This is a genomic window from Nitrospina sp. P1_D6, from assembly GCF_052156615.1.
In the GTDB taxonomy this organism is placed as follows: domain Bacteria; phylum Nitrospinota; class Nitrospinia; order Nitrospinales; family Nitrospinaceae; genus Nitrospina.
Window position 1 is genome coordinate 295,879 of sequence record NZ_JBQKUN010000004.1, and the last position, 22,678, is coordinate 318,556.

At 56.2% G+C, this 22,678-nt stretch carries 22 protein-coding genes and 1 pseudogene; 16 read left to right on the forward strand and 7 right to left on the reverse strand.

What is annotated here, in order from left to right:
• Positions 1-13 precede the first annotated feature (13 nt).
• The 11 genes from ACTRXA_RS09475 to ACTRXA_RS09525 all read left to right on the forward strand — a co-directional run bounded on the left by ACTRXA_RS09475 (position 14) and on the right by ACTRXA_RS09525 (position 9,291).
• Complete coding sequence (locus tag ACTRXA_RS09475) at positions 14-1,312, forward strand: ParA family protein (protein ID WP_442426953.1); 1,299 nt, start codon at positions 14-16, stop codon at positions 1,310-1,312.
• A gap of 27 nt (positions 1,313-1,339) precedes the next feature.
• Positions 1,340-2,467 (forward strand): L,D-transpeptidase, encoded by a 1,128-nt coding sequence (locus tag ACTRXA_RS09480; protein WP_442426954.1) that lies wholly within the window; start codon positions 1,340-1,342, stop codon positions 2,465-2,467.
• A gap of 88 nt (positions 2,468-2,555) precedes the next feature.
• Positions 2,556-2,903, forward strand: a complete 348-nt coding sequence (locus ACTRXA_RS09485; RefSeq protein WP_442426955.1) for a type II toxin-antitoxin system RelE/ParE family toxin — start codon at positions 2,556-2,558, stop codon at positions 2,901-2,903.
• Positions 2,896-3,198, forward strand: a complete 303-nt coding sequence (locus tag ACTRXA_RS09490; RefSeq protein WP_442426956.1) for a helix-turn-helix domain-containing protein — start codon at positions 2,896-2,898, stop codon at positions 3,196-3,198. The genes ACTRXA_RS09485 and ACTRXA_RS09490 overlap by 8 nt, the downstream gene beginning before the upstream one ends.
• Positions 3,199-3,299: 101 nt before the next feature.
• Positions 3,300-4,673, forward strand: a complete 1,374-nt coding sequence (argH, locus tag ACTRXA_RS09495; protein ID WP_442426957.1) for an argininosuccinate lyase — start codon at positions 3,300-3,302, stop codon at positions 4,671-4,673.
• Positions 4,674-4,986: 313 nt separating this feature from the next.
• A complete protein-coding gene (locus ACTRXA_RS09500; RefSeq protein ID WP_442426958.1) occupies positions 4,987-5,217 on the forward strand; it encodes a hypothetical protein in 231 nt (76 codons plus the stop codon).
• Between the two features lie 289 nt (positions 5,218-5,506).
• Positions 5,507-6,712, forward strand: a complete 1,206-nt coding sequence (locus ACTRXA_RS09505; RefSeq protein ID WP_442426959.1) for a DUF484 family protein — start codon at positions 5,507-5,509, stop codon at positions 6,710-6,712.
• The gene (locus ACTRXA_RS09510) at positions 6,709-7,287 is read left to right on the forward strand and encodes a GNAT family N-acetyltransferase (RefSeq protein WP_442426960.1); all 579 of its coding nucleotides are present in this window, start codon (positions 6,709-6,711) and stop codon (positions 7,285-7,287) included. Before ACTRXA_RS09505 ends, ACTRXA_RS09510 begins: the two co-directional genes overlap by 4 nt.
• A gap of 41 nt (positions 7,288-7,328) precedes the next feature.
• Positions 7,329-8,042 (forward strand): flagellar hook-basal body protein, encoded by a 714-nt coding sequence (locus ACTRXA_RS09515; protein ID WP_442426961.1) that lies wholly within the window; start codon positions 7,329-7,331, stop codon positions 8,040-8,042.
• A gap of 68 nt (positions 8,043-8,110) precedes the next feature.
• Entirely contained in the window at positions 8,111-8,383 is a 273-nt protein-coding gene (locus ACTRXA_RS09520; protein WP_442426962.1) for a hypothetical protein, read from the forward strand.
• On the forward strand, positions 8,380-9,291 hold the full coding sequence (locus ACTRXA_RS09525; protein ID WP_442426963.1) for an ATP-binding protein: 912 nt from the start codon (positions 8,380-8,382) through the stop codon (positions 9,289-9,291). The genes ACTRXA_RS09520 and ACTRXA_RS09525 overlap by 4 nt, the downstream gene beginning before the upstream one ends.
• Positions 9,292-9,485: 194 nt before the next feature.
• Here the strand turns inward: ACTRXA_RS09525 and ACTRXA_RS09530 are convergent, their stop codons facing one another.
• A complete protein-coding gene (locus ACTRXA_RS09530; RefSeq protein ID WP_442426964.1) occupies positions 9,486-9,680 on the reverse strand; it encodes a hypothetical protein in 195 nt (64 codons plus the stop codon).
• A gap of 291 nt (positions 9,681-9,971) precedes the next feature.
• Between ACTRXA_RS09530 and ACTRXA_RS09535 the strand changes: the two genes are divergently transcribed.
• Entirely contained in the window at positions 9,972-10,721 is a 750-nt protein-coding gene (locus tag ACTRXA_RS09535) for a c-type cytochrome biogenesis protein CcmI/CycH (protein WP_442426965.1), read from the forward strand.
• 101 nt (positions 10,722-10,822) lie between these two features.
• Here the strand turns inward: ACTRXA_RS09535 and ACTRXA_RS09540 are convergent, their stop codons facing one another.
• The 4 genes from ACTRXA_RS09540 to lnt all read right to left on the reverse strand — a co-directional run bounded on the left by ACTRXA_RS09540 (position 10,823) and on the right by lnt (position 14,462).
• The gene (locus tag ACTRXA_RS09540; protein ID WP_442426966.1) at positions 10,823-11,872 is read right to left on the reverse strand and encodes an STAS-like domain-containing protein; all 1,050 of its coding nucleotides are present in this window, start codon (positions 11,870-11,872) and stop codon (positions 10,823-10,825) included.
• A 236-nt stretch (positions 11,873-12,108) separates the two neighbouring features.
• On the reverse strand, positions 12,109-12,294 hold the full coding sequence (locus ACTRXA_RS09545) for a hypothetical protein (protein ID WP_442426967.1): 186 nt from the start codon (positions 12,292-12,294) through the stop codon (positions 12,109-12,111).
• Positions 12,295-12,317: 23 nt separating this feature from the next.
• The gene (gene msrA, locus ACTRXA_RS09550) at positions 12,318-12,815 is read right to left on the reverse strand and encodes a peptide-methionine (S)-S-oxide reductase MsrA (protein WP_442426976.1); all 498 of its coding nucleotides are present in this window, start codon (positions 12,813-12,815) and stop codon (positions 12,318-12,320) included.
• Positions 12,816-12,884: 69 nt separating this feature from the next.
• Entirely contained in the window at positions 12,885-14,462 is a 1,578-nt protein-coding gene (gene lnt / locus ACTRXA_RS09555) for an apolipoprotein N-acyltransferase (protein ID WP_442426968.1), read from the reverse strand.
• An 81-nt stretch (positions 14,463-14,543) separates the two neighbouring features.
• Between lnt and ACTRXA_RS09560 the strand changes: the two genes are divergently transcribed.
• A complete protein-coding gene (locus ACTRXA_RS09560) occupies positions 14,544-14,858 on the forward strand; it encodes a (2Fe-2S)-binding protein (RefSeq protein ID WP_442426969.1) in 315 nt (104 codons plus the stop codon).
• A gap of 734 nt (positions 14,859-15,592) precedes the next feature.
• Positions 15,593-15,976 (forward strand): endonuclease domain-containing protein, encoded by a 384-nt coding sequence (locus tag ACTRXA_RS09565; protein WP_442426970.1) that lies wholly within the window; start codon positions 15,593-15,595, stop codon positions 15,974-15,976.
• A 121-nt stretch (positions 15,977-16,097) separates the two neighbouring features.
• Here the strand turns inward: ACTRXA_RS09565 and ACTRXA_RS09570 are convergent, their stop codons facing one another.
• On the reverse strand, positions 16,098-17,297 hold the full coding sequence (locus ACTRXA_RS09570) for a pyridoxal phosphate-dependent aminotransferase (RefSeq protein WP_442426971.1): 1,200 nt from the start codon (positions 17,295-17,297) through the stop codon (positions 16,098-16,100).
• Positions 17,294-17,782 (reverse strand): pantetheine-phosphate adenylyltransferase, encoded by a 489-nt coding sequence (coaD, locus tag ACTRXA_RS09575; RefSeq protein WP_442426972.1) that lies wholly within the window; start codon positions 17,780-17,782, stop codon positions 17,294-17,296. Before coaD ends, ACTRXA_RS09570 begins: the two co-directional genes overlap by 4 nt.
• Before the next feature lie 1,109 nt (positions 17,783-18,891).
• Here coaD and ACTRXA_RS09580 point away from each other — a divergent pair.
• Complete coding sequence (locus ACTRXA_RS09580) at positions 18,892-22,323, forward strand: molybdopterin-dependent oxidoreductase (protein WP_442426973.1); 3,432 nt, start codon at positions 18,892-18,894, stop codon at positions 22,321-22,323.
• Positions 22,324-22,440: 117 nt separating this feature from the next.
• Positions 22,441-22,678 (forward strand): annotated as a pseudogene (locus tag ACTRXA_RS09585) (4Fe-4S dicluster domain-containing protein); the annotation flags it as partial.

A 22,678-nucleotide genomic window follows, 5' to 3' on the forward strand; every position in this document is an offset into this window, starting at 1 on the left:
GCCACTGTTTTTCATGTCCATCATTTCGTACATCGGCCCGAAGGGGGGCATCGGCAAGACGACACTGGCGATCAACACCGCCGCCGCCCTGACACGGGTTCTGGAATCGACGCAGACGAACCGGCCGATCTGCCTGGTCGATCTCGACCTGCGCCTCCCCACCATCGCCAGCCTGCTGGACAGCCACCCGTCACGCAGTTTCTACGACCTGTTCGAGGCGCTCGCCAACAAGACGTACCAGGTCGATTTCCTCCGCACGGTTTACCAGATGCTGTCCACCTTCCGCCGTTACACCGAAGGCACCATCGAGGCCGGCGATGCGCAACTGCAGAAACAGTACAGCCGCTACCAGACTCTCAAGACGGAGCTGTTTCATTTTGGTGGATTTGAGTTCGCCGACACCCTCCACGAACTGTTTCTGCGTCGTGGCGAAGTACAGACCCCGGCGCAACTGCGCGAGGTGGCGGACCTCGTCCATGCCATCCCGCTGGACAAATTGCGCGCGGTCATGATGAAGGCGGACGCCGGATCGCGTCCCGATCCCGACGACTACATCAACCATATCGAGGAATACGGGTTTTCGCTGATTGGCGGCGAGGTGCCGATTCTGGGCAAGCGCGAGCATCGAAAGCGCATCAACCAGCCGGAGTTTCTTCTGCTGTTCCTCGATTTCCTGCGCGGCGTGTTCGACCGCTTCGAGCACACCATCCTCGACACCCCGGCGGGCGGGGTCAATCATGTGTCGTCGCTCATCTGCCAGATCGACCAGGTGGCGTTCGTCTTCGACCTCAGCAACACGCTTGCCATCAACGGAAGCATCGACGCGCTCCACACCTTCATCGATTATTACGAAGACTTCAACGCCGACTACGCGCGCGGCCAGTTGACGGGTATCGAGAAGGCATACATCGAGCGCGTGCAGGCCAAGGACGGCAAGGCGGCGGTGTATGAGTCGATGAAGAACAAACAGATGGGCCTCGTGTTCAACCGCCTCGAGGATTTGAAGGAAGTGCCACCGGCGCTCGACCGCCTGCGTCAGTACCTCGACACGCTGGACAAGTACCACCAGTACAAAAAGCGGATTCACATTCTCGGCATGGTGCCGCAGAACAAGGTGGTAAACATCACCAACAACCGCGGTTCGCTTTTTTACACCATGGACTCGGGACTGGCGGGCCGCATGGACCAGATTGCGCGCGGCCTTTCGTCGAACATGCAAAATTGCCCGGCGCTGGACGAGGACGACCGCGTTATACTGAGTTACCTGGAAAAATACAAAACCAACTCCCGCTTCCGCGTGTTCGGCGGGTGAGCGGATAAGGTCATTACCGACACCTCTATGGCGCAGACATCCAAATTGAAAGTCCTGACGATCGCCGAGTACAACCTGATCGCCAACAAGGATCCGGTCGGCAGTTACGACCGTAAAACGCGCGAGAACCTGGACGCCATCCGCGCCAAGCTGGCGGACAACCTGCCGCACCTGTCCGACCTCGAACGCCGTTTGCACGACAAGTTCAAGGACGCCGGGTTCCAGGCGCTGGAGAAAAAGGAAAGCCAGGTGCGGAGCGAAGTCACCCGTTACCGCCTGTCTTCCCGCACCCGCCGCGCGCTGGCGTGGTCGGGGTCCGCGGTCGCCGTCACCGTGCTCGGCCTGTGGTTCGTTTATGGGCTGGTGCTCGACGCCGCCACGCAGAAGCGCGTCGATTACATGATCTACGAACGGCTCGGCCAGCTCGGCATGGCTTCCCCGCAGGAGGTGAAGAAGATCAAAATCGAGCTGGACAAACTCGAGCGCGACCTTGTGGTGACGAAAAAGAAAAACCAGGAACTGGCGCAGATGATCGACCAGATGATCCAGAACAACAAGGTCCCGCAGAACCTGAAGGTCATCGTCAAGCGCATCTACGACGACCCGCGCACCAGGTACGTGAAGAAGAACGGAACGACGGAGTTGCTGTTCGACGGCAAACGCATCGCCAGGTATTCCACCAATGCGGAGAGCTGGTACATCCTGGGCATCCTGGAAACCGGCATGCTGAAGATTTTTTACAACGATGAAGAAATTCTGGAGATCCCCGCCATCTTCGGTCGCAAGGATGAAGAGACGCCGGTCGGCGAGTACGAGATCGAAAACAAGCTGTTCAAACCGACCTGGTACAAGAAGGAAGACGTGAACGGCAAGACCATCGTGCGCGCCATTCCGTTCGGCGACCCGGATCATGAGATCGGCCACTGGTGGCTGGGCATGAAGCGGCTGGGCAAACCGGTGCCGGGCAGTTACGGCATCCACGGCGTCAACGTGGCGCGCACCAACGAGTTCTTCAAGAAAAACTACGACCACCGCGGCGGCAGTGCGGGCTGTCCCAACATCCAGGAATGGAACCTCGACTTCCTCGCCCACGTCCTGCCCAAAGGCACCCCCGTCCACATCGTCCACGAAGAAAAGTGGAGCAAGTCGGCCTGACCGGCCCACGGCCGGAGGGAAAATGGAAGTAGCCATTTCCCTGTTAACTTTTCTTGAATTGATGTACCAAATTTGATACATTTTTGTTATGGATCTTAAGCGGGTTCCGGCGGTATTTTTTAAAACCGAGCAGGGGACGGAACCCGTTCGGGACTGGTTACTGTCGTTGGGCAAAGCCGATCGAACTGCTGTAGGAGCTGACATCAAAACGGTCGAATACGGTTGGCCCATTGGCATGCCGGCTTGCCGTCCTCTGGGTCAGGGACTTTGGGAGGTTCGCACCCGTTTGGAAAACCGCATTGCCCGCGTTATCTTTTGTATTCACGAGGAACGCATGGTGTTGTTGCACGGGTTCATCAAAAAATCCCAGAAAACACCGAAACCGGATAAGGATCTGGCTTTAAAAAGAAGAAGGGAATTGGAAGCCCATGAGTAAAAAACATAAAAAGAATCCGCACCTGGGATCGACCCTGGACGCGTTGCTGGAAGAAGACGGGACGCTGGATGCCGCCAACACTCTGGCCTTGAAACGTGTGTTTGCGTACCAGCTTGAACAAACGATGAAAGAGAAGGGGCTCAAAAAGCCGGAGTTGTCGCAACGCATGCACACCAGCCGCGCCGCGTTGGACCGCCTGCTCGATCCGGAAAACCCTTCAGTCACCCTCAATACCCTCAACCGCGCCGCCAGCGCCGTGGGCAAAAAATTGAAGCTGGAACTGGTGGACTCGTAGCTCCCGGCCCCGTCAATAAATTAAATTTGCCCCATCTGCCTTGTGCCAGTACAATCTCGCCTTAACTTATTGTTTCATTTCTTATTATTCGGGCCCCGCAAATGAAAAAACCGTGGAGTGGCAGATTCGAGCAGGCGACAGACGACCTGATGATCCGGTTCTCGCAATCGGTGTCGTTCGACCGGCGGCTCTACGCCTACGACATCCAGGGCTCGATCGCCCACTGTAAAACCCTGCAGAAGGCGAAGCTGGTGACATCCGCGGAATCGAAAAAAATCATCGGCGGCCTGCAATCCATCCTGAAAGAAATCGAGAGTGGCAAATTCGTCTTCAGGGAAGAACTCGAAGACGTGCACATGAACATCGAAAAGCGGCTGATCGAAAAGATCGGTCCCGCCGGCGGCAAACTGCACACGGGCCGAAGCAGGAACGACCAGGTGGCGCTCGACCTGCGCCTGTACATGCGCGACGAGATCACGCACATCGAACGGTCATTGAAACGGCTCGGCCGAACGCTGATCGGTCAGGCCAAAAAACACGTCAACACCATCATCCCCGGTTACACGCACCTGCAACGGGCGCAACCGGTGTCGCTGGCGCATCACCTGCTGGCTTACGTCGAGATGTTCGGACGCGATCGCGCCCGCCTCGACGACGTCCTCAAGCGGGTGAACGTGATGCCGCTGGGATCGGCGGCGCTGGCGGGATCGGGTTACCCCCTCGACCGCCACTACACCGCGCGCCTGCTCAAGTTCCCGGCCGTCACGCACAACAGCATGGACGCGGTGAGCGACCGCGATCACGTTGTCGAGTTCCTCGCCGCCGCGTCTTTACTCATGGCGCACCTCAGCCGACTGTGCGAAGAACTCATTCTATGGGCGAGCAGTGAGTGGAAGCTGGTGGAGCTGTCCGACGCGTTCACCACGGGAAGCAGCATCATGCCGCAGAAAAAGAACCCGGACGCGGCGGAGCTGGTGCGCGGCAAGACGGGACGGGTGTACGGTCACCTCATGAACCTGCTCACTCTGCTCAAGGGCCAGCCGCTGGCCTACAACAAGGACATGCAGGAGGACAAGGAACCGCTGTTCGATGCGGTCGATACCGTGCAGACCGCGCTCGACGTGTTCGACGGCATGATGAAATCGGCGAAGTTCACCGCCCCGTCGATCGCCACGCTCGAGGCCAGCGGGTTTCTGACGGCCACGGAGATCGCCGATTACCTGGTACTGAAGGGCATGCCCTTCCGCGATGCGCACGAGGTGACGGGCAAGGCGGTGGCCTATTGCCTGAAACACAGCAAGGGACTGACCGACCTGTCGCTCGACGAATACAAAACCTTCTCGCCGAAATTCAAGAAGGATATTTTCGATTACGTGTCGATTGAAGGCGCGGTGGACCGCAAGAACGTCTATGGCGGCACGGCGCGCAACCAGGTGCGGGAACAACTGAAGCGCGTGACCAAAGAATGGAAATAACCTGCCCCCACTGCGTGGGCGGGCGTGGCCCGCGGCAAACAGGCTGATACGTTGCGGGCGAACGATGGTTTTTGGGCGCGTTCCAAACTCAAAATATTTTCCTGGAGCGTAGCCCGAATCACCTCGTGCGTGGGCGGGCGTGGCCCGCGCCAAACAGGCTGATGCGTTACGGGCGAACGAGGGTCATCCTGCACTTGCTGAATACGACTTGTTCCTTCCGGGCGTAGCCCGGTTCCTTCTCCCCTGGCGGGAGAAGGCCAGGATGAGGGGGGTTCATGAATCTTCCTTTGTATCCACATTACCAACGCTCAAAATGACGCCACACCTCAAAACATTTTGCCGATTGCTGATCGTCCTGTTGCTGGCGGGGTTGGTGTTGTCCGCCTGCGGGCGCAAGGCGCCACCGCAGCCGCCGCTCCAACAACCCGCGGTGGAAACCGAAACCCCCGAAACCCAGCTGGAAGAGTCACCGACCCTGGGTGGCGAAGACGCTCCGACCCAGCCGCCGGACGACGCCCCGCCCGCCGTGCCCCCCTACCCTTGAACCCCTCGCCCGGTTGGCCCTTTCCCGTTTTCCCCTGATTTCCGCACCCTCCCATAACCTCCAAAAAATCAATCAGATGATTGCATTTTTATGGAGACAGTTAAACAGAATTCGGTTATAATGCTTACCTAATCAACTTTAAAAGAATCAATAGCTTATAAGAGGGCCTCCAATCGGCCTCTTTTATAAGTGTTGAAATTTCAATATTTTCTGTTTTTGCCCGGACGGGGGTGGGAAAGCCCGGTTTTCCGCACCTGTAATATTCACCGGTAGTGGGAAGGATGCGAGTATGAACAACGACGAAGTGGCTTTGTATTTGAACGAACACCCGGAGTTTTTCAACGATTACCCGGAGCTGTTGACCCGGATCAAAACCATCGAGGAAACCGACCTGCCCGTGCAGCCGCTCAAGACGCTCAGCATCGCCGACCGCATCCTGCGCCGCGTCCAGCAGGACAAGGAACACATCAAGGGTCAACTCGAATGGTTCATGGAAGTGGCGGAGTGCAATGAGCGCATCCTCGAGCACCTGTTCGAAATCGAGCGCATCTGTCTGTACAGCCACAACTTCATGCAGATGGCGAGCGAGATCCGGAGCGAGATCATCAAGCGCTTCGGCATCCAGGGCGTGATGATCTGCCTGGTGGATGGCGCGGATCATTTCATCGCTACCAGCCTGCCGCAGGGCACGCCGCGGGATGGCATCGAAAGCCTGCGCCTGATCGACCAGGAAACCCTGTTCGACTGGTTCAAGGATGGCTGGGGCCCGTTGATGCGCAACAACCTGGAAGCCGGATCCGAGCTGTTCGCCGAAACCGATTCCGGACCCATCCGCTCTGAAGCCCTGATTCCGATCCTCCTGCACGGCAAGATGGCCGGCGCGCTGTGCCTGGGCAGCATCGACCCGGCGCAGTTCCATGAGGGCCTTCGTACCGACTACCTGGAGCGCACCGCCGAGAAGCTGGGCATCGCCATCGACAACGTGCTCCTGATGGAAGGAATGAAAAATCAATCCCTCCTGGATTCCGTCACCGGACTGTACAACGAGTCGTACCTGAACACGGCGGTGAAACGCGAGTTCGACCGCGCAAGGCGTTACGAAAAGAGCCTTTCCTGCGTCAAATTGCAGATTGACTATTGGGATGATCTCATGAATACTGGGGACATAGACAGGTATCAAATTCTCGTCGAGATCGGCCGCATTCTCCAGCAAAATTCACGCGATGGCGACCTGCTGTTCCGGGTCAACGACGGCGATTTCATGGTGCTTCTCCCCGGAATTTGCGGTGATGCCGCCTGTCAAATGGCCAACCGGCTGAAGTCGGACGTGGAAGATGCACTCAACCCCGGTCCGGCGGATGCGTTTCTAAAAATCAACCTGCGGATCGTATCGTACCCCGACAGCGAGATCGTCAATTATGACGATTTCGATTACGCGTTGTCGGTGATGGACGGCGTCGACCCCGAAGAAAACAGCGAATCCCTTACTGCATGATCACACACGCACAACCCGGCGACGCCGAAGACATTCTGAACCTCATCAACGATTACGCGGAGTCGGGCCTCATGTTGCCGCGCCTGCTCGAGGACGTAAGGAAAAACCTGCACCAGTTCCGCGTTTACCGGGAGGACGGACAAATTCGAGGCGTCCTGGCGCTGAGCTACGGCGCCGAAGGCCTGGTCGAAATCCGGTCGCTCGCCGTGCACCGCGACCACGCTCGCACGGGCATCGCCAGCCGCCTGATTGAAGGCGGCATCGACGACGCCATCCACGCCGGGTACTCGCACGTGTTCGTGCTGACTTACGCCGTGCCGTTGTTTCACCGGTTCGGGTTTGAGGTGATCGACAAAAACCGCCTGCCGGAAAAAATCTGGAAAGACTGCAAGGTGTGCCCGAAGCAGGAACGCTGTGATGAAACCGCCATGATCCGCCCCCTGATATTTGCACCGGTGGTGGAACCCGTGCTCGAACCCATCGCCGCACCCGCTGTGCTGGCGGAACCCGTCACAAGTCAGGAACCCGTCACGGGTATGGAGCCGGTCACCGGCATGGAACCGGCGGCGGCGTAAAAAGAGCCGTGGCCTGCACCGGGCCATCAGGGAGGTGACGCATGATCAATTCCTTGTTTTCCTCGCTTTCCGGATTGCAAACCGCTGGCAAGAAACTGCAGGCCAGCGCCAACAACCTCGCCAACGTACAGACCTCCGGATTCAAAAGCAGTCGCGTCAACATTGTGGACAACGCCTCCGGCGGTGCACGCGCCGCGAGTGTGACGCGGTCCACCTCGCAGGGACCCCTTGTCCCGACGAGCAATCCGCTGGACGTCGCGGTTCTGGGCAACGGGTTTCTTCAGGTTACGCTGGGGGGCGGCGGCACCGGCTTCACCCGCCTGGGCGCAATCAAGATCGACGGCAGCGGCCGGCTCGTCACCGCCGAGGGGCATCCGCTGATTCCGGAAATCACCATTCCGGGCAACGCGCAGAATGTGAGTATCGGCTCCGACGGAAGCGTCTCCGCTCTGGTCAACGGACAGACGCAGACGCTGGGTCAACTGCAACTCGCGGGGTTCCAGAATCCCGCCGGACTGAACGCTCTCGGCAACGGCCTGTTCACCGTCAGCGGTTCGTCAGGTCAACCCATTGTCGGCAGTCCGGGCACCCACTCGCTCGGCACGCTGCAGTCGGGAAGCCTCGAGTTGTCGAACGTCGACATCACCGAAGAAATCGTGCAACAGATTCTCGCCTCCAGCCAGTTCCGCGCCAACGCCAGCGCCATCCGCGCCGCCGACGACATGACCGGAACGCTTCTCGACATTACGGCTTGAAAAGAAACCGGGCAGGCAGTACCATTCGGTAACACTTCACCCCATTCATCCTTTCGCCGCACGTTCGCATGAGTCTCCTTGAACGGGACAACCTCAATTACCTGACCCACGTCGAACAGTTTTTTCTGACGCTCAAGGGATCGGGCCTGTCGCTGTCCGCCAGCGATTACGACCTCATCACGCAGTGGGAAAACCGCGGCGTGCCCGTGGAGGTGTTGTGCCGCGCCATTGAAACGGCCTGGCGCACCGCCACCCGGCAGTCGCGATCGACTTCACCGCGCGTGTCGTTGACGGGAATGCGCGAGCAGGTGGAAGACGAACTCGGAAAGGCGGCCAGATGACCCGTCCCCGTACCACGTCCGCAAAAACCTGCAAGGCCTGCCGCGGCAACCATTATGTATTGAACAACCAGGAAGGCCGGCTGCGTGCGGCGGTGTGCGAATGTTTCGCCTGTGAAGCCTGTCACGGACGCGGTTATGTGTTCGCGGAAGATGAGACGGGCATTTCGTTTCTGCAGGAATGCGAATGCGCCGAATTGAAAAAACACCTCGACCGGTTCAACGACGCCAACCTGCCAGGGAAATACCTGGAAACGCAGTTCGAAACCTACCATCCCATTGGATCGCAGACCAACAAGCTGGCCCTCCGGATCGCCCGGGATTTTGTGAAGGACTTCGACCAGAAACCGCAGTGCGGTCTTTTGTTCATGGGCACACCGGGTGTGGGCAAGACGCACCTGGCGGTGAGCATTTTGAAGGCTCTTCTGTTGGAGAAGGGCGTGCACGGCAAGTTCATCGACTTTTTCCAATTGTTGTCCGACATCCGGCACGGGTATTCGCAGGACCTTTCCGAGCAGGCCATCATCAATCCGTTCGTGCACGCGCCGGTGCTGGTGATCGACGAACTGGCGAAGGGGCGCAACACGGAGTGGGAGTTGACGATGCTCGACCAGATCATCTCCAATCGCTACAACGCCGCCGACAAGGTGACCGTCTTCACCACCAACTACACCGATGAAGTGTCGGAGCCCAACCGCGAAAAGAAAACGAAAGACACGCACGTGGAATTTTCCCGGAGCGATGCTTCCCGAACCTGGACGGGGGAGGAGACGCTGGAAGAAAAGGTGGGCGACCGCATCTTCTCACGGCTTGCCGAGATGTGCCGGTTTGTGAAAATGGAAGGCGAGGACTACCGCCGCGCCATGGCCGGGAAATCGGCCCCGCGTTCACCGGGTCCGGGAAAGAATTGAGTTTGGATTTTAAATTGGGCCCGCGGACCCTCGGGGGCGGGTGAGGCATTTCCCATCGGGGGTTTCCTGCAAAAGAAGAAGGGCCGGATGCCGAAGCACCCGGCCCTTCCCCTTGCATTAGCGGGAGAATCTCCAACCTCTGGAGGTTGGTCGGGAGGTGGATTGATACCCCGGTTCACGCTGGTGAACCCGGATCAATCCTCCAATGCGTTTTCGTCCGGTTCCAATAGCGGATCGATTTTGGCCGCCGGACGTTTGCCTTTTTTGCCCTTGGAAGCGCGGTTTTTATCGTCAAAGACCTTGCCCCAGTATTCCCTGCTCAGTTTTTTAGGAGATAGAACTTTTTTGATATTTCCGTTTTCATCGAGAACTTTGACCGGATAAAACATACGGATCCCTCCTTTTTTTGGGGTCCGGAACTCCTGCTTCAAGACCGTCTCGGTAAGGCGCATCCACTTTAAGAAATCGTCCTACCTCCCCAGAATGAAAGGTGTTCGCTGTTACACCCACATGTGCTAAATAATGAATTTTTTTGTATCCTCTGCTATTGTGATGCAAAGAACCTTGTCAGGATTCATCCCATGTCAAAAAATTTATATACTTTGAAAGTCATTTTCAAATTTTTTACCATAATCGGGCTTTTATCCACAGTTTTGGTGCTGAGTGCGTGCGAGAGGGAATTGAAGGAGCATAAGGTGCCTCCCGCCGTGGTGGAAAAACTGGAGAAAAAGAACGATCCGAAGCTCCAGGCCAAGGCGGTGGAGGGGACCATCACCCTGGGAGAAGGGCAGACGCCGATGGTGACGCAGTCGGCGGTGGTCTTCCTCTATGCCCGGCCGCGCGGGGTGGAGGGCGGTCCCCCTCTCGCAGTGAAGAAGATCAACCTGTTCAATTTCCCGATGGAGTACTCACTGGGCCCGGCGGACGTGATGATGCAGGGAACCAGTTTTGAGGGACCGCTCACCGTGTCGGCGCGGCTGGACCTGGACGGCGACCCCAAGGCGCGGCCCGGCGACCTGGAGGGGCGCATCGACGTGGAGCCCGGTAACAAGCAGGCCAACATCGTGCTGGGCGAGCAGGTGCGGGGCGGCAAGGAAATCACCGGGACGCTGTCTTTGACCCCGGAATTGCAGAAAAACCTCCCGGAGACGCCGGTCCTGTTCATCCTGGCTCGGCCGCACGGGGTGAAGGGCGGCGCTCCGCTGGCGGTCAAACGCGTCATCGGCGCGAAGTTTCCGTATGAATTCCGCATCGGCCAGGCCGACGCCATGCTGCCGGATACGGAGTTCGATGGCGCGGTCACCCTGCTGTTCCGGCTGGACAACGACGGCAACCTGAAATCGACCCCCGGCGACATGGAAGGCCAGATCGACGCCAACGCCGGCGATACCAATCTCAATGTGGTGATGGAAACGATTGTCGGCGGCTAGCCGGACCGCCCCCGGGAGTGGTGTGGTGGATTTTTAATCGGGTGCACCGACCATCGTTCGTTCGCCAGGAGGCTCCCGCCAAAATCCGGGTAGCGCGTTGGCTATGTTGCTTCTCCTCGAGTTGGGAGACCCCTTTTTATCATGAACTCGACATCATCGTTGGCGTTGGTGTATTCGATCTTTATGTGCGGATGCCTGTTCTGAAACACACGGAACACCTCGTCCACAAACCCCTGCCCCACTGTCCTCACGTCCTTGAAGTCGAGCAGAATTTCCTGGAACTGATCCAGTCCGGAAACCAGCCTCTTGGCTTGAGAACGGGAAACAAACCGTTCGTCTCCATGTTTGCTCAAGGCTACGGTGATCCGGGTTTTATCGAAGCGGGGAATTTCATCTTCATCATCCCTCGTGAATTTGCGGAACACGCTTTCCATGGTCCTGGGTGTTGTCATATCCAGAAACATGACCACGTCTGTCCCCTTGAAGGACTTGTCCTCGGTCTTTAACCACCAGTCTTCACCCCCCATGCTCGTTTGGTAGGTGAGGGTTCCCGACCAAATGATGAAGGTGTCCATCAGGCGGGAGGTGAAAAAAATACCTTCCCCCGTATGCCGCTCTTTGTCGGTGGTCAGTTTTCCCTTTGATAAATGCAGAATACTTTCCTGTTCGGTTTCCAAATTAAAAGCGGTTTGAATTTTATTAAAAATTCCTACGCCGTTGTCTTTGATTTCAATTCTGATTTCGTGATCGGCGTTGGAAGTGATGACTTCAAACCGCGTTCCATTGGAATGGTCAAGTGCGTTATTAAATATTTCTCCAAACGCGTACTCACAGATCAGAAAAACATTTTGAGGCAATATGGAAAACGCCTCGTTCAGATATTCATTCCAAACCATGGACTCCGTCAAACCGGTTTGCAGGTCGAAGGTCAGGTGTTTGTTTAAATTGGAAACGAGACTGTAATGCGCTCCCTTGGTGCGTCCGGTTTTTATCACTTGATGGTTTTTGATCAGGTGATCCAGATGCTGGTGAATGGCAGGACGCGACAGTCCGAACCGGTGCATGGCGACCGTGGCGATGTCCCGTGGATGCTTCGGAATTTGCTCCAGCAGGAATTTTCGGATGTCATCGGATTGCTTCCGGGAGGGCATATTAGTTTATAAATTTTATTATAAATATTAATAAATTTTTTTATAAACATTTTTACCACAAGTCAACCCCATTTTAAACCATTAATTTTAAATGGTTTATTTTTTATAAATATTTATAATTTTTTTTATAAATAAAAAATGAGGGATTTATAAACAGGAAAGGTACTTCGGGAGTGCGTCCGTGGACCATCGCAGGCGGGGAAGAGCGGCAGCCATCTGCCTGCCGCGCTTGCGGCCTATTCGTTGCCGAGGCCGAACAGGTCGTCTTCGTAGAGTTCGTGAAGGGTGAGGGTTTCTTCGCTGGGCGGCGGGTTTTCCAGGTCGTCGAGGTCGAGCTTCGCCCATTCCTTTTTGATCTGCGTCTTGCTCAGGTAATGGACCGTGCGCCGGTTTGGTTTGGATTCGTTGTGTTCTTCCTGCATGACAACCTCCCGCGAAACTGAAATTAAAACCCCTGCTCCCGGTTGGCGCCCATGAAACGGCGGCGCTTGTCGAAGTACTGCTGATGGTAGTCTTCGGCGAGGTAATACGGACCCGCCTCGGCGATCTCGGTGACGATGGGCGAACGGTACTTGCCGGACTGGTTGATCCGGTCCACCGTCTCGCGCGCGATCTTCTCCTGCTCGGGTGTGTGGTAGAAGATGGCGGAGCGGTACTGCGTGCCGACGTCGGGTCCCTGCCGGTTGAGCGACGTGGGATCGTGCTCCTGCCAGAACACGTTCAGCAGTTCTTCGTAGGTGACCACGTTCGGATCGTAATGCACGCGCACGACTTCGGCGTGACCCGTCTCGCCGGTGCACACCATGCGGTAGTTGGGGTTGGCCACGTGTCCGCCGGTGTAGCCGACGGAAGTGTGGGTGACGCCGCGCAACTGGCGGAACGCGTGTTCCACGTGCCAGAAGCACCCGGCACCGAAGGTGGCCTGTTGTGTCTCGTTTTCCATCGATTCCATTCTCCTCGTTGAAAGATTACTGTACGCCAACGCGCGGCGCAAGAAAACCGTTTTCCGCGCCTACGGAACGGGGGCATCCGGGGTTGGAGTGGATTTGGGGGTTGCGGCAGGAGGGCGCGTCCGTCGCCAGGCCACGGCTCCCAGGCCGATCGAAACCAGCAGGGACAGGTAGCAGAACCAGTCCCCAAACCGTGAATACAGCGTGGCGGGGCCGGTCCGGGGCTGGATGCTGGCGATCAGCACCTCGCGCTCGAACAGCCCGGTTGTGGGGGTGATGCGCCCCAGCGTGTCGACTGCGCCGCTGATCCCGGTGTTGGCGGCGCGTACAATCGGTACACGGTTTTCGACGGCCCTCAGGGCGGCCATGCTGATGTGCTGGTACGACGCCGCGCTTTTGCCGAACCACGCGTCGTTGGTGATGTTCACCAGAAACTGCGCGCCGTGGTCCACCGGACGCCGCACCAGGTCCGGAAACGTGATCTCGTAACAGATCGACACCGCAAACTTGTACCCGTTCAGGGAAAACACGGTCGCCTCTTCACCGCGGCCGAAGTCGCCAATGCCCACCACCATCTTGTCGAGGAAGAACAACACCGACTGCCACGGGATGAACTCGCCGAACGGCACCAGGTGGATCTTGTCGTAACGGCCCTGGATGTTGCCGTCGCCGGACAGCAGGTACGCGCTGTTGTAGGAGACCCATTCGCCGCCCTGCTGTTCCGCGCGGGGGCTGCCGAAGAGAAGCGGCGTGTCGAGCTCGTCGGCGAGCGTCACCACCGCCGTGGTGCCCTGGAGATCGTTGAGGAAATAAAACGGCGTCACCGCCTCCGGCCAGACGATGAAATCCGGTCCGCTCACCGCCGCCGTCACCGTGAGTTCGCGGTAAGTGTCCAGGATCTGCTGTTTGTACTGCGGGTCCCATTTCATCTGTTGCGGGATGTTGCCCTGCACCAGTGCGACTTTCAGCGGCTTCACCGGTTCCTCTTTGTGCGCGCTCATCACCGACCAGCCGTAGGCGAGGACCAGCGCGTAGACGCCGAACATGGTTACCGACACGTGGGTGCGGTAGCGGCTCCACGGGGTCTCTTTGCGCAGGCGCGGGTGGAACACGTAGAACAGGCAGGCGTTGACCCCGACGATCAGAAACGAGATGCCGTAGACGCCGGTGAGGTCGGCCATCTGCAGGACGGGCAGGTTGAGGTATTGCGAGTAGCCCAGCCCCTGCCAGGAGAAACCGTATTCCAGGTGGGTGGAGCGCAGGTATTCGAGCGCCGTCCACAGGAAGGGGGTCAGCGCGATGAAGTAAAGCGGTTGATTGCGGCTGAGTTGGACTGTCAGAAAACAGAAGAGCGCCATGTAGGCGCTCAGATACCCGGCCAGAAGAAAAAGGATGGGCCAGGCAATCGCGGTCGGGATGTTTCCGTAGTTGACTAAAGTGTTCGTCACCCAGCTCAGGCTGATGCCGTAGAACACCATGCCGGCGGTGAATCCCAACAGCGCGGCGCGCTTCGGCGTCTGGCCGAAAACCGCGAAAAACAAGGGGATGAGTGCCCCCCACGCGAGGAATTCCCAGTCCATTCGGGGGAAGGAGCAGGCGAGGAGCACCCCGGTGGCCGCGGCAAGGCCGAAAACCTTCATCGACACCTTTTGAAAAAAAGGGTTAACTTACGCTAAAACCAAGATATAATGACAAACTGCGAATCACATGGCGAGGAAAATATGACCCTCAAGACCGAAACCGACTGGGTCGATCACTTCAAAAAAGTCTGCATTTGTAGAAGTATAACCGGTGGCACCATCATGAAAGCCATCCAGGACGGAGCGCTGTCTTTTGAAGCCCTCCGGCGGGCCATCCGCGTGGGCACCGGCAACTGCAAGGCCAAACGGTGCCGGCCGAAGATCGAGGATAAGCTTCACGCCTACAAGTGCGCGCTGGAAGTGGAAGCCAAACGCAACAAGGAAAAAGAAGAAGGCACCCCGCCTTCCGCCGACGTGCCGCCGAATTCCTGCGACGGCGACGGCTGCAATTCCTGACCCCCTGTCCGCATCACCCCCCTGCCCCGGTTGGGCAGCCTGGATTCAAAGCAATCCGTTCAGACACCGACCCGCCCAAACAGGCGGGATTTTTTTTGCCCGGAAACCCCGGAAAGTGCATTTCATTTTTAGCAGCGTTCCGCACTCGGTGCGCCACTCTGTGAATGCTCCCGTTGAGGAATAGGGAGTGCTTGAGGTTCCTTCTCCCCCCGCGGGAGCACTCACAGAGTGACAGGCCAGGTTGAGGGGGGTTGCAATGAGACCTTCCTTATTCAATACCCATTCACACTTTCCCCAGCGATCCCGCGTCACCCATTCGTGCGATTATCCTTGAAAACATCCCACCGGGCAACGTGTGTTTGGAAGTTGGGTCCAATTGAATTTTTTTGGGCGCATTATTTTTTATGGCGGCATCACCTGTTTAACAGATCGGTTAGTGGCGGTTAAAAAAATAATGAGGAGGCGGAATTGTAAAATCCAAATTCCGCACATCGGTAACCTCCCCTCAATCCCCTCCTTGAAAAGGAGGGGATGTGTTGGGGGATGCTCGACACAATAGCGGTTCTTGGTAAACAGGTTTGAGGCGGCTTCACCTTATTATTCCCCTCCCCTTCTCAAGGGGAGGGCTGGGAGGGGTTACCGATGATTCTTCCACTTTTCCCGCTTCTCCATTAAGCTTGAAGACGTCAGATAGTTTCCCGCTCAAGACACTGCAAAACGGACTTTATTATTCCATGCCCAAACGGCTCAATAATAATCTTTTCGCCTCCCTGCGGCAAAAGCTCCGCCGCGATTCCCCTCCCGCCGAGCGCCTTCTATGGAGCCGCCTGCGCCGCAAACAATTGAACGGATACAAATTCCGCAGGCAGTATGGAATTGAAAAGTATGTCGTGGACTTCTATTGCCCCGAGGCCCGCTTGGCGGTCGAGATCGACGGGCCGACGCATTTTAATGACGCGGCGGAACAACAGGATCCCGTGCGGCAACAACGCATTGAGAAGTTGGGCATCACGGTGTTTCGGTTCACCAACGACGAGGTTTACCAGAACATGGAAGGCGTGCTCACAAAAATTCTGGAACAGTTGGATGCGTCTGCGGGTTCGTCCGGGACTTCGTAGAAAAGTAGAAAATTGGAAGCGGAATCGAAGAGGTCGATTCCGCGTATCGGTAACCTCCCCTCAATCCCCTCCTTGAAAAGGAGGGGAGGCGTTGGGGGACGATTCAACCTCTTTATAAATTTCAGCCCAAAGTGGCGAGTGCCTTCTGGATCCGGTCCAGGCCTTCTTCGATGTTCTGCAGGGAGGTGGCGAAGGACAGGCGCTGGTTGGCGTCGGCGCCGAAGGCGATGCCCGGCACCACGGCGACTTTCGCTTCTTCCAACAGGAAGTCGGCGATGTCCAGCGATCCGTTCAGCGTCTTGCCCTTGTGGGTCCTGCCGTAGTACGCGGAGAAATCCGGGAAGCTGTAGAAACTCCCCACCGGCTTGTAACATTTCACTCCATCGATCGCCGCGTAGCGGTCCATCAGCACATTGCGCCGCTGGGTGAAGGCATCGACCATGCTGGCGATGGCCGTCTCCGTCTTGGCTCCGGTGAGCGCTTCCACGCACGCCGCCTGCGCGATGGAGGTGGGGTTCGACGTGCTCTGCCCCTGGATTTTGTTCACGGCTTTCACGATGTCCGCTTCCGCCGCGAGGTAACCGATGCGCCAGCCGGTCATGGCGAAGCACTTCGACGCGCCGTTGATGACGACGGTGTTCTTCTTCATCTCTTCGCTGAACGACGCGATGCTCACGTGCTCGAAGCCATCGAACACGATCTTCTCGTAGATCTCATCCGACACCACCATCAGTTTGTTCCTGAGCGCGACTTCCGCCAGCGCTTCCAGCTCGGCGCGCGTGTAGGCGGAGCCGGTCGGGTTCGACGGACTGTTGATGATGACCGCGCGCGTGTTCGGCGTGACGGCGGCCTGCAACTGCTCCGGCGTGATCTTGAAATCGTTGCTCTGCTCGGTCTCGACGATCACCGGCGTTGCGTCGGAAAGCGTCACCATCTCCGGGTACGACACCCAGTAAGGCGCGGGCACGATGACTTCATCGCCCTTGTCCCACAGCACCATCGCCAGGTTGTAGAACGAATGCTTGGCGCCGCAGGAAACGATGATCTGCTCGCGTGAGTAGGCGAGTCCGTTGTCGCGCTTGAATTTTTCGATGATGGCGTCTTTCAGTTTGTCGGTGCCGCCGACGGGCGTGTAGTACGTGTCGTTGTTGTGAATGGCGTCGATCGCCGCCTGCTTGATGTTCTCCGGCGTGCCGAAGTCGGGTTCTCCTGCGCCGAAGCCGATCACGTTGTCGCCCTGCGCCGACATGGCTTTGGCCTTGGCGGTGATGGCGAGGGTCATGGACGGTTTGATGTTCTGGATGCGTTGCGAGAACTTCATAGCGGTTTGACCTTTGTGAATCCTTTCAGCACGGCTTTGGGAACCATCTTGCTCACATCGCCGCCGTGCTTGGCGATTTCCTTGACGAAACTCGAACTCAAAAACGAAAACTCCTGGCTCGGGATCATGAACACCGTTTCCAGTTTGTCATTGAGGTTGCGGTTCATCAATCCCATCTGCAACTCGTACTCGAAATCGGAGACGGCGCGCAGACCCTTGACGATGATCAACGCCTTTTTGCCGTCGGCGAACTCCGTCAGCAGACTGCCGAAGGGATGGACCACAATATTATCGTACTTCTTCACCGCGTCCTGGATGAAGGCGACACGGTCCTCCACCGTGAACAGCGGATTCTTTTTCGGGTTCAGGGCGACGGCCACGATCAGTTTGTCGCACAGGCACAGGGCGCGCTTCATGATGTCGAGGTGCCCGTTGGTGACCGGGTCAAACGTGCCCGGGTATATGGCGATGCGTGGTCGTCTCATCGACAGAAAGGAGAGTTGAAAAAGTGGGGATTATAACTGCAATCCCGGCAGGGGTGAAAGCCAAATCCACCCCCCGTCCGAGAAAAAGCGCATTGGCCCGGCCGAATCCCTGAAAACAACATAGGACACACGCCCCCCATACCAGGAAACAAGGACCCGGCTTGGACCGGGATGTATCCCTATACATCAATAGGAGATCATTTATTAAGTATAGGATTTACAGATTTTTTCTGGTTTTTATGCAGATTATTGATGGATTATTCTTAACTCATTATTTTATTTAGGGTTCAGTCATTTTTTTTAGTTTGCAGGCCGTTTTTTCTTATCATTTAATAATTTTTTCTGACTTCTTCAAAATGAAATTCCAGGGGGATGGGTGCTAAATGGAATCTGGGGAAGAATCGGTGATTTGGATTTAAAACATTTATTTTTAAGAGTTTATTGATATCCTGGCCAATGGGAAGCAGATCATGAACTCATTTTTTTATAGGCAAAACACCCATTTTTTTGTTTAATTTATTGTTTTTAAAAGGTTTTTTTGTATAATGCGGGAAGACCGCAGCAGGCTGTGGAAAAAGCGAAAATTCAGCCCTGTTTTTGCCTAATATTTAATCAATTTTTACCCCGGTTTAGGGGCGTAAAATTTTTCAAATAGGCTTAATAAAAAGGGTTTGACAAGGCATTTGGATTTAAGTATAAAGAAGCATGCACGGATTCCCCAGCACGTTAATTTTGCCCTGGATTGGTGTTTTCGACATGTGGCGAACGGGTCCAAAATTCACATATTCTCCGCATTGGAAAAACCGGTTTTCAAAACCTGGTATCTCGTTTCGAGGCTTAAAATAAGGCCGAAACGGGTATCAGGTTTTTTTTTGGCCAGGTCTGATTGAGGTTGGGAAAATTTTACAGGTAAGTTTTTAGTCACTAGGGTCAGAAAACCAATTATCAAAAATCAGGTTTCAGAAATTTAGAAAGGAGGATTGGTAGGGCGGTCGGCAGGTGAGACCGCCGGGGGAAGTTTTTTCAGGATACAAGTTCGGTTTTTAAGCCAACTGTTAACCTAAGGGAGGTTTAAGTTTATGCGTTTGAATCGAAGGAAGTTCTTGCAGGTGAGTGCTGGTGTGGCTTCGGCCATGGCGCTTTCGAGCAAGAGGGTAGGCGCTCAGTTGAAACCCGTTGTGAAGGTTGGGAATCCCCTGGAGTCCTATCCGGATCGTCGTTGGGAAGAAGTTTATCGCGACCAATATAAGTACGAACGTTCGTTCACGTACTGCTGTTCACCGAACGACACCCATCAGTGTCGTGTGCGCGGTTTCGTACGTAACGGCATTCTGATGCGGATCGAGCAGAACTACGATCACCACAAGATTCGCGATCTGTACGGCAACCAGGCGGACGCAGCGTGGAACCCGCGCATGTGTCTCCGCGGCATGACGTTCCCGCGTCGTGTTTATGGACCGTACCGCAACAAGTATCCGATGTTGCGCGTTGGCTGGAAGCAGTGGGCCGACGACGGCTTTCCTTATCTGGACAAGGAGAACCGGGAAAAATATAAGTTCACCAGCCGGGGCACGGACGAATTCGTCCGCATGACCTGGGACGATACCTTCACTTATCTGGCAAAAGGCCACGTTGCCGTAGGTAAAGCCTATAGCGGTCAGCGCGGTGCCCAGCGCCTGAAGAACGAAGGTTATCAGCCTGAGATGATCGAAGCCATGGGCGGATCCGGCCCGCGTACTTTCAAGTATCGCGGCGGCATGGGCCTGCTGGGTGTTGTCGGTAAGTATGGTATCTACCGCCTCGCCAACATGGTCGGTCTTCTGGATGCGATCATTCGCGGCCGCGGCCCGGGTCAGGTACTGGGCGGACGCGCATGGTCCAACTACACCTGGCATGGTGACCAGGCTCCGGGTCATTCCTGGACGCATGGCATGCAGACTTCCGACATCGACTTCGCCGACCACCGGTATGCGAAGCTGACCATTCAGTGGGGTAAAAACCTCATTGAGAACAAAATGCCGGAAGCTCACTGGTACACGGAAATCATGGAACGTGGCGGTACGCTGGTAACCGTCTGCCCGGAATACAACCCGCCTTCCACGAAAGCGGACTACTGGATTCCGTGCCGCGCCGGCGCCTCCGACATTTCCATCTTCCTGGGTTGTGCGAAGATCATCATGGATGAAGGTCTGGTCGACGTGGAATACGTCAAGGACTACACCGACATGCCGTTGCTGGTCCGCACGGACAACCTGATCCGGTTGCACCCGGACGACTACATCCCCGGTTACAAAAACCAGCCGCTGCCTAAGGATGGTTTCACGACCAAGTGGATGAAGAACTTCAACCGGGACAAAATGCCGGACTTCGTAGTTTGGGACACCAACACCGACAAACCGGTCGCCGTAACTCGCGAGGACATTGGCGCGAAGATGCGGAAAAAGAATATCGACCCGGCCCTGGACGGTGTTTATGACATCAAGCTGGTCAGCGGCAAGACCATCACCGTTATGCCGTTGTACGAGATGTACAAAATCCACCTGAAGGACTACGATCTGGATTCAGTCAACCAGATCTCCCATGCCCCGAAGGATCTGGTTGTACGTCTGGCACGCGACATCGGTACCATCAAGCCGGTTGAGATTCACTACGGTGAAGGTATCAACCATTACTTCCACGCCACCATGCACAACCGGGCGTCGTATGTTCCCCTCATGCTGACGGGTAACGTCGGACCGAAAGGTTCCGGTTCCCACACCTGGGCGGGTAACTACAAGGCCGGTAACTACCAGGGTTCTCACTGGTCGGGACCGGGCTTCGCTTCCATGGTTGCGGAAGATCCCTTCAACCCCGTTCTGGATATCTCCAAGAACGTGGACTGGGCCAATGTTAAAGGCTACCTGAAGGGTGAGGAAGTTGGTTACTGGGCGCATCGTGACAAGGCTCTGATCGTCAATACCCCGCGGTATGGACGTAAGGTCTTCACGGGTCGCACTCATATGCCGACTCCGAGTAAGTTGATCTGGTTTGTCAACGTCAACGTCATCAACAACGCGAAGTGGTTCTACGAGCTGGTGTTCAACACCAACAACAACGTAGACATGATCGTGGCTCAGGACATCGAGTTCACCGGTTCCTGCGAATACGCTGACTTTGTATTGGCAGCGAACAGCTGGGCCGAGTTCGAGTCTTACGAGATCACTTCGGCGTGTTCGAACCCGTTCCATCAGATCTGGGGCGGCACCGGCATCAAACCGGTATTCGACACGATCGATGACAACCTGATCCACCGCGAGTTCGCAAAACGCCTGTCCCAGGTCACCGGTGACAAACGCTTTGCGGATTACGTGAAGGTATACGAGGGTGAAGCTCCCAACCGGACGAAGGCAATGATTCGCCGGTTGTTCACCACGTCGACCGCAGGTATGGGTTACAACATCGACGACATCATCAACGGCAAATATGGTGAGCCGGGTGCCTGTCTGTTGCTGTACCGCACCTACCCGCGGTCTCCGTTCTGGGAAATGTACACGGAGTCCAAACCCTTCTACACTCCGAACGGCCGCATCCAGTTCTACAACGACGAACCGGAAGCGATCGAATGGGGTGAAAACTTCATCGTTCACAGGGAAGGTCCTGAGGCGACTCCTTACCTGCCGAACGTCATCGTATCCACCAACCCCTACATCCGCCCGGACGATTACGGGATTCCGGAAGACGAGCAGGATCCGGATCTGCGTCACGTTCGTAACATCAAGAAGCCGTGGTCGTCTGTACGTACGACCAAGAACTTCTTGTGGGAGAAGGGGTACCGGTTCTACTGCGTCACTCCGAAATCCAGACATACCGCTCATTCGTCCTGGGCGACGACTGACTGGAACATGATCTGGAACAACAACTTCGGCGATCCTTACCGCATGGACAAGCGGTCTCCGGGTGTTGGTGAGTGGCAGGTGCACATGAACCCGTTCCTGTGTAAGGACCTGGGTATCAACGACGGCGACTACGTGTATGTAGACGCGAACCCGGCCGACCGCCCGTACATGGGCTGGAAGCCGTCGGATCCGCGCTACAAGGTTGCCCGCCTGATGCTCCGTGCGAAGTACAACCCGGCGTATCCGTATCATACGGCAATGATGAAACACTCTTGCTGGACTTCTACGGAACGCTCGGTTAAAGCGCACGAAGAGCGCCCGGACGGACGCGCGTTGTCGATGACCACTCCGTACCAGTCCAACTTCCGGTACGGTGGTCAGCAGTCGATCACCCGGTCTTGGTTGATGCCGATGCATCAGACGGACAGTCTGTTCCATAAGGCAAAATCCAAGATGAAGTTCATGTTCGGGTACGAGGCAGACAACCATGCCATCAACGCCACGCCGAAAGAGACGCTGGTCAAGTTCTCCAAGGCGGAAGACGGTGGTATGCATGGTAAGGGACTGTGGGAACCGGTTCGTACCGGTTACACTCCGGAGTCTCCGTTGAAAGACCGCTTCGCCGAGATGTACCTGGCAGGTCAGTACATCCGCGTGAAAATTTAAAGTGTGGGTGCGGGTCCCTTCGGGGGCCCGCGCCGGCTTTGAATGCGGTGTTTCAAATCTGATTAGCAACCGGGACCGTAGCTCTGAGAGGGCGACGGTTTTAATGGAGGTTACAAGATGCCTGAAGTCTATAACTGGCAGTTGGGTCGCATGATGACCTATGTGTACGAGGAGAAGCATCCGAAGGAGCAGTTCACGTTCGTATTCAATACGAACCGCTGTATTGCATGTCAGACGTGCACGATGGCCCACAAGTCGACCTGGACCTTTTCGAAGGGTCAGGAGTACATGTGGTGGAACAACGTGGAGACGAAGCCTTACGGTGGTTATCCTCAGTTTTGGGATTGGAAGATCT

Bases quoted from the DNA above. Each gene is read 5' to 3' on its own strand.
- ACTRXA_RS09540 (WP_442426966.1), bottom strand. From the start codon at position 11,872: ATGCCCTCCCGGAAGCAATCCGATGACATCCGAAAATTCCTGCTGGAG.
- ACTRXA_RS09480 (WP_442426954.1), top strand. From the start codon at position 1,340: ATGGCGCAGACATCCAAATTGAAAGTCCTGACGATCGCCGAGTACAAC.
- ACTRXA_RS09485 (WP_442426955.1), top strand. From the start codon at position 2,556: ATGGATCTTAAGCGGGTTCCGGCGGTATTTTTTAAAACCGAGCAGGGG.
- lnt (WP_442426968.1), bottom strand. From the start codon at position 14,462: ATGAAGGTTTTCGGCCTTGCCGCGGCCACCGGGGTGCTCCTCGCCTGC.
- msrA (WP_442426976.1), bottom strand. From the start codon at position 12,815: ATGGAAAACGAGACACAACAGGCCACCTTCGGTGCCGGGTGCTTCTGG.
- ACTRXA_RS09490 (WP_442426956.1), top strand. From the start codon at position 2,896: ATGAGTAAAAAACATAAAAAGAATCCGCACCTGGGATCGACCCTGGAC.
- ACTRXA_RS09475 (WP_442426953.1), top strand. From the start codon at position 14: ATGTCCATCATTTCGTACATCGGCCCGAAGGGGGGCATCGGCAAGACG.
- ACTRXA_RS09570 (WP_442426971.1), bottom strand. From the start codon at position 17,297: ATGAAGTTCTCGCAACGCATCCAGAACATCAAACCGTCCATGACCCTC.
- argH (WP_442426957.1), top strand. From the start codon at position 3,300: ATGAAAAAACCGTGGAGTGGCAGATTCGAGCAGGCGACAGACGACCTG.
- ACTRXA_RS09505 (WP_442426959.1), top strand. From the start codon at position 5,507: ATGAACAACGACGAAGTGGCTTTGTATTTGAACGAACACCCGGAGTTT.
- ACTRXA_RS09545 (WP_442426967.1), bottom strand. From the start codon at position 12,294: ATGCAGGAAGAACACAACGAATCCAAACCAAACCGGCGCACGGTCCAT.
- ACTRXA_RS09520 (WP_442426962.1), top strand. From the start codon at position 8,111: ATGAGTCTCCTTGAACGGGACAACCTCAATTACCTGACCCACGTCGAA.
- ACTRXA_RS09565 (WP_442426970.1), top strand. From the start codon at position 15,593: ATGCCCAAACGGCTCAATAATAATCTTTTCGCCTCCCTGCGGCAAAAG.
- ACTRXA_RS09510 (WP_442426960.1), top strand. From the start codon at position 6,709: ATGATCACACACGCACAACCCGGCGACGCCGAAGACATTCTGAACCTC.
- ACTRXA_RS09515 (WP_442426961.1), top strand. From the start codon at position 7,329: ATGATCAATTCCTTGTTTTCCTCGCTTTCCGGATTGCAAACCGCTGGC.
- ACTRXA_RS09530 (WP_442426964.1), bottom strand. From the start codon at position 9,680: ATGTTTTATCCGGTCAAAGTTCTCGATGAAAACGGAAATATCAAAAAA.
- coaD (WP_442426972.1), bottom strand. From the start codon at position 17,782: ATGAGACGACCACGCATCGCCATATACCCGGGCACGTTTGACCCGGTC.
- ACTRXA_RS09525 (WP_442426963.1), top strand. From the start codon at position 8,380: ATGACCCGTCCCCGTACCACGTCCGCAAAAACCTGCAAGGCCTGCCGC.
- ACTRXA_RS09560 (WP_442426969.1), top strand. From the start codon at position 14,544: ATGACCCTCAAGACCGAAACCGACTGGGTCGATCACTTCAAAAAAGTC.
- ACTRXA_RS09500 (WP_442426958.1), top strand. From the start codon at position 4,987: ATGACGCCACACCTCAAAACATTTTGCCGATTGCTGATCGTCCTGTTG.